The 4,318-nt window shown below is 45.1% G+C and carries 5 protein-coding genes and 1 tRNA gene; all 6 read left to right on the plus strand.

Translation table 11 applies throughout. The features are described from left to right. Positions 1 to 47: 47 nt before the first annotated feature. Positions 48 to 122: transfer RNA gene (locus tag Q7V21_RS03765), tRNA-Gln, on the plus strand. An 88-nt stretch (positions 123 to 210) separates the two neighbouring features. After that, positions 211 to 1,146: a ribose-phosphate diphosphokinase gene (locus tag Q7V21_RS03770; RefSeq protein WP_304915999.1), complete on the plus strand. Its 936-nt coding sequence runs from the start codon at positions 211 to 213 to the stop codon at positions 1,144 to 1,146. Between the two features lie 113 nt (positions 1,147 to 1,259). After that, positions 1,260 to 1,925, plus strand: a complete 666-nt coding sequence (locus Q7V21_RS03775; RefSeq protein ID WP_304915995.1) for a 50S ribosomal protein L25/general stress protein Ctc — start codon at positions 1,260 to 1,262, stop codon at positions 1,923 to 1,925. Positions 1,926 to 1,945: 20 nt separating this feature from the next. Continuing rightward, positions 1,946 to 2,518, plus strand: a complete 573-nt coding sequence (pth, locus tag Q7V21_RS03780) for an aminoacyl-tRNA hydrolase (protein WP_304915996.1) — start codon at positions 1,946 to 1,948, stop codon at positions 2,516 to 2,518. A 97-nt stretch (positions 2,519 to 2,615) separates the two neighbouring features. After that, positions 2,616 to 3,707: a redox-regulated ATPase YchF gene (gene ychF / locus Q7V21_RS03785; RefSeq protein ID WP_304915997.1), complete on the plus strand. Its 1,092-nt coding sequence runs from the start codon at positions 2,616 to 2,618 to the stop codon at positions 3,705 to 3,707. Positions 3,708 to 3,766: 59 nt separating this feature from the next. Further along, on the plus strand, positions 3,767 to 4,318 hold a 552-nt coding region (locus Q7V21_RS03790), incomplete at its 3' end, for a phospholipase A (protein ID WP_304915998.1).

The following is a 4,318-nucleotide window of genomic DNA, read 5'->3' on the forward strand; positions in this document are numbered from 1 at the left end:
AGAAGTCTGAATGTAACTGCAAATTGATAGAGTTGTGTAATAACAGTTGGGGTATCGCCAAGCGGTAAGGCAACGGGTTTTGATCCCGTCATTCCCAGGTTCGAATCCTGGTACCCCAGCCACTCTTTTTGTTTATTGAACGAACTCGGCATCTCTATAGTGACTCAAAACCGACTCCTCCAGTTACACCAGCGTACTGCAGACGACAAGATGATGGTCTTCACCGGTAATGCTAATCGTAAACTGTCAGAAAGTATCGCTAATTTCCTGAATATCAGCTTGGGTAAAGCCACAGTTGAGAAATTCAGTGATGGCGAGATCATGGTGGAAATTCTTGATAATGTTCGCGGCAAAGACGTGTTTATCGTCCAGCCCACCTGTATGCCCACCAATGATAATTTGATGGAATTAATGGTTATGACCGACGCTATCCGTCGTGCATCAGCCAAACGAATTACGCTAGTTGTTCCTTATTTTGGTTATTCCCGTCAGGATCGCCGTCCCCGTTCAGCCCGTGTTGCTATTACCGCCAAAGTCGTTGCCAATATGCTGACTGGTGTAGGCGCTGATCGTGTTTTAACGGTTGATTTACACGCGGATCAAATCCAGGGCTTTTTTGATTGTCCTGTTGATAATGTTTATGCCTCACCGGTATTGCTTGGCGATATCTGGAAGCATAAATACGAAGATTTAGTCGTTGTCTCTCCAGATGTTGGTGGCGTGGTACGTGCACGTGCTTTGGCCAAGCATCTTGATGTTGAGTTGGCGATTATTGACAAGCGTCGTCCACGCGCCAATGTGGCAAAAGTAATGAACATCATAGGTGATGTCGATGGCCGTACCTGTGTGATGGTCGATGATATGGTCGATACTGCTGGCACTTTATGTGCTGCGGCAGCGGCATTAAAAGAACATGGTGCGGTCAATGTGGTTGCCTACTGTACCCATCCCGTTTTGTCGGGTGCAGCGGTTGCCAATATTAACAAGTCTTTGTTAAATGAATTAGTGGTAACGGACACCATTCCATTGCAGCCCGAGGCGGCGGCATGTGACAAAATCCGCGTGTTGAGTATTGCAGAAATGCTCGCAGAAGCGATGTATCGAATTAGTAACGAAGAGTCTGTCAGCTCTTTGTATATGGATTAACCAAAAGTAAATCTTTGGTTGTATGTGCTGAACCTGGTCGCGGGGGAGGCGAAAAGCCGTAAAACGGCAAATTTAACGGGCCAGGTGTCCGTTTTTTAGTCTTGGAGAAAAAGATGGAAAATTTATTTGAAGTACATGCTGAAGCACGTACCGACCAGGGGAAAGGTGCGAGCCGCCGCCTACGTCGTTCGGGCAAAGTACCAGCAGTAGTTTATGGCGCTGAAAAAGAACCTGTTTCAGTTTCTGTTGATCACAACCAGTTCATCCGTCACCTGGCAGAAGAAGCGTTTTATGCGCACATTCTGACATTGGTTATTGATGGCAAGAAAAATCAGGTTGTATTGAAAGATCTGCAACGTCACCCAGCCAATGACAACAAAATCATTCATGCAGATTTCCTGCGTGTTGATGCCAACCATGCAATGACAATGACGATTCCATTGCATTTTATCAATGAAGAAAAAGCTCCTGGCGTAAAAGTCGGTGGTCTGGTCTCTCATTTGATGACTGAGGTTGAAATCTCTTGCCTGCCGAAAGATCTGCCTGAATTTATTGAAGTAGATATTGCCAAGCTGGCGATGGATGAAGCAATCCATTTGTCTGAACTGAAATTGCCTAAAGGCGTCACATTGACCGCTTTGACGCACACTCAGGAAGAGCATTTGGAAGAAGGTGAACGTTCTTCTTACGATCAAGCAGTTGTCAGTATTCATGAGCCACGTGTTGCTAAAGTGGATCTTGATGATACTGAAGCAGATGAGGACGCGACTGAAGAGTAATTCAGTCGTCGGGAACCGTTATGGCAAACTGGATTATCGCCGGTCTGGGCAATCCCGGTTCTCAGTATGAACAAACCCGTCATAATGTCGGGTTTTGGTGGTTGGATCAGTTGGCTAATGATTTGAGGCTAGGTTTTAAAACCGAATCTCGATTTCACGGCCAACTGATTCAATACACAACCCCAGAACATAAAATCTGGTTAGTTAAACCCCTCACATTTATGAATCGCAGCGGACAGTCTGTTGCGGCGCTGGCCAATTTTTACAAAGTCCCTCCAGAAAATATTCTTGTCATTCATGACGAATTGGATTTACCTGCAGGTACGGTGCGCTTAAAACGTGGTGGCGGCCATGGTGGTCACAATGGTTTACGTGACATCATCAGCCAACTAGGCAGTAAAGAATTTTTACGTTGCCGGATCGGTATTGATCATCCCGGTAACAGCAAGCAAGTAGCAGATTACGTGTTGAGTAAACCTTCAGCAGCGGATCGAGAGAATATTCTGACGAGTATTGATAATAGCCTGCGAGTATTGCCGGAAATACTCAGTGATAACCTCGATAAAGCTATGAACTGGCTGCATTCGCAGTAAAACAGGTTTAATTTAGCTCTGCTATATGACGTAGTCGATCGATGGCGAGAGTTAAAAGTAGTTTAGTCATTCTATATATGAACCCTAAGGATTTCTCATGGGATTTAAATGCGGTATCGTCGGTTTACCTAATGTAGGCAAATCCACTTTATTTAATGCGCTGACGCAAGCGGGAATCGAAGCACAAAACTACCCGTTTTGCACAATCGAACCCAATGTTGGCATTGTGCCGGTGCCTGATCCACGTATGGATAAACTGGCGGCCATTGTGAAACCGCAACGTGTTTTGCCGACCACCATGGAATTTGTTGATATTGCCGGTTTAGTAGCTGGCGCTTCCAAAGGTGAAGGTTTAGGTAATAAGTTTCTGGCCAATATTCGTGAAACCGATGCAATAGCACATGTTGTACGTTGTTTTGAAGATGAAAACGTTGTGCATGTGGCGGGTAAAGTGTCACCACTGGATGATATTGAAGTCATCAATACGGAACTGGCATTAGCCGATTTGGAGTCAGTCGAAAAAGCCATTACCAAAACCACCAAAGATGCCAAAGGTGGCGATAAAACAGCCAAAGCACGTTTGGATTTATTGATACAGATTCGCGAACATTTAGATCAAGGTTTGCCAGTTCGGGCAATGAAGCTGGATGATGATCAACTGGCTTTATTGACGGGGTTGCATTTATTGACCATCAAACCCACGATGTATATTGCCAATGTTGCTGAAGATGGCTTTGAGAATAACCCTGCTTTAGATGCAGTTACTGCGTTGGCGGCTAAAGAGAACGCGATTGTTGTAGCCATTTGTGCCGCTATTGAGTCCGAAATCGCCGATCTGGCAGATGAAGACAAGGCTGAGTTTCTTGAGGAACTTGGTCAGGATGAACCAGGTCTGAATCGGGTGATCCGCAGCGGTTATCAATTATTAGGCTTACATACCTATTTTACCGCTGGGGTTAAGGAAGTCCGCGCCTGGACTGTTGAAGTCGGCGCGACAGCACCAGAGGGAGCCGGGGTCATCCATACCGATTTTCAGAAAGGTTTTATCCGTGCTGAAGTTATTGGCTATGAAGATTTTGTTCAGTTCAACGGTGAGCAAGGCGCAAAGGATGCCGGTAAATGGCGTCTTGAAGGGAAAGAATATGTCATCAAAGACGGTGATGTAATGCATTTCCGATTTAACGTTTAATCCCAATACTGTCTTCGTCATGTATCACCGTCGAAGCGCTCTGAAACTAAGGAATAATCATGACTAAATGGTTTGTAGGTGCGTTGTTGGCACCTTGTATGATGAGTGTGGCGTATGCGGATCAAACAATGGATTCATGCATGCTGTCGAAGATGGTCACTTCTGATGACAGTGTAACTGTCGGCAATATTCGTGAACTTTGTGCGGTAGAAATTGCGGCACAAAAGCCAAGTGACGTTGCACCGGTGTTGCTCTCTGATATTCCTGAAGATCAACAGCCAAGTATTTCCGTTGTAGATGACACTACAGCTATTCAAACAGCAGATGGTTCGGCGTTGTCCCGTCGATTGCTACTGGAAAAAACTCAGTCAAATAATCCATTTGCATTCTTACCTCACCGGCCGAATTACTTTATTTTCAGCAATAATTTAGGTTCGGCCAACGAAGCACCTTTTGATGCTGCCGATCCAGATCGTGATTATGATTTTCAACCCTGGGAAAGCAAATTTCAGATCAGTTTAAAACTACCGGTGGTTCGTGGATTGTTTGATGGTCGTGCAGATGCGTTTATTGCCTACACCAACCGTTCTTTCTGGCAAATGTTTAACAGT

Source organism: Methylophaga sp. (genome assembly GCF_030651745.1).